This window comes from Streptomyces tricolor (assembly GCF_002155905.1).
Lineage (GTDB): Bacteria > Actinomycetota > Actinomycetes > Streptomycetales > Streptomycetaceae > Streptomyces > Streptomyces tricolor.
In genome coordinates, this window is sequence record NZ_MUMF01000828.1 from 1 (window position 1) to 1285 (window position 1285).

Sequence of the window (1285 nt, forward strand, 5' to 3'; positions counted from 1 at the left end):
CCGCCCTCGTCCCGCACCCGCTCCGGCGCGAACCACAGCCGGATGTTCCGTACGAATTCGCTCACCCGGCCGACCCTACCGGGCGGTCACCGGCCCGCCCGGAACGCCCGCAGCCGCTCGTACGCCGCCAGCCCGTCCGGCACCCACTCCCACGCGTCGAGCCGCTGCTCGACCTCCTCCTCGGTCAGGAAGGCGTGCCACTGGACCTCCTCCGGCTGCGGGCGCACGGGCAGCTCGCAGCGCACCTCGTACACCGCCGACCACCAGCTGTTCCCGGCGCCGTCCTCGTACAGGAACTTGAAGAGGAACGCCGGCCGGGGCAGTCCGCGCACGCCCAGCTCCTCCTCGGCCTCCCGCAGCGCCGCCTCGTCGTACGACTCGCCCGCGCCGACGACCCCGCCGACGAACATGTCGTACAGGGAGGGGAAGACCAGCTTGGTGGCGGTGCGCCGGTGCACGAAGAGCCGGCCGGCCGCGTCCCGGGCCTGGACGAACACGCAGCGGTGGCGCAGCCCGCGCGCGTAGACCTCGCCGCGCGGGTGCCGGGCGACGACCCGGTCGTGCTCGTCGACGATGTCGAGGATCTCCTCAGCAGGGTTCATGCCGGTATCCAAGCAGGGCGCCCTCGGCGGCGCCGGAGGTCCCGGGTGCCTCCGGGCCCTGTGCGCACGCCGCGGAAGTCGGGGCGGGCGGCCCGGAACACGGTGGCATAGGCCAGTGGAAAATTCTCCCGCCCGGCCGCCCCCCGGCCCCGGTCACCTGCACCGGAGCGCTCAAGTACCGCTGCCAGCAGGGAAGTTGAAGTCGATAAGACCGCCGTTCCGCTTGACGCGACCCTTGGCTGAGGGTTTGCTGTGCGTGATCGGTCGATGGCAGCCCGAGAAACAGGAAGCCCCGCGGTGCCCCCTCTCCCGCCTCTGCTCGGCGCTCGCCGCGCCCCCACGGACCCGTCCGGCGCGACCGCCCCGGACGACTCCGGTCCCCTGGACGCCGCCCTCGACGACGTGGAACTGCGCACCGCCCGGGCCGCGCTGGCGCAGGGCCGGCGGCAGGCCGCCCGCTCCCTGCTGGTGCACACCGGCGACGACTGGGACCGCCGCGGCCACCGCCTCACCGTGCTCGCCGAGGACCCCTACGCCGCCGCCTGGGCGAGCGACTGGCTGGCCGCCGAGCCCGGCTCCGCCGACGCCACCGCACTCCTCGCCCTGGCCCTCGTGCACCGCGCGCTGCGCGGCAAGGAGGAACCCGACCGGGCCCGCGAGGCCGGCGACACCGGTCTCTTATA

At 74.6% G+C, this 1285-nt stretch carries 1 protein-coding gene and 1 pseudogene; one reads left to right on the forward strand and one right to left on the reverse strand.

The annotated features are described in order from the left end of the window. Window positions 1–86 precede the first annotated feature (86 nt). Window positions 87–602, reverse strand: coding sequence for an NUDIX hydrolase (locus CCN44_RS40250; RefSeq protein ID WP_059248444.1), 516 nt, complete (start codon window positions 600–602; stop codon window positions 87–89). Between the two features lie 297 nt (window positions 603–899). On the opposite strand from CCN44_RS40250, the pseudogene CCN44_RS40255 reads away from it, so the two are divergent. Beyond that, window positions 900–1285, forward strand: a pseudogene (locus CCN44_RS40255) (hypothetical protein); the annotation flags it as partial.

Bases quoted from the DNA above. Each gene is read 5' to 3' on its own strand.
- CCN44_RS40250 (WP_059248444.1), bottom strand. From the start codon at position 602: ATGAACCCTGCTGAGGAGATCCTCGACATCGTCGACGAGCACGACCGG.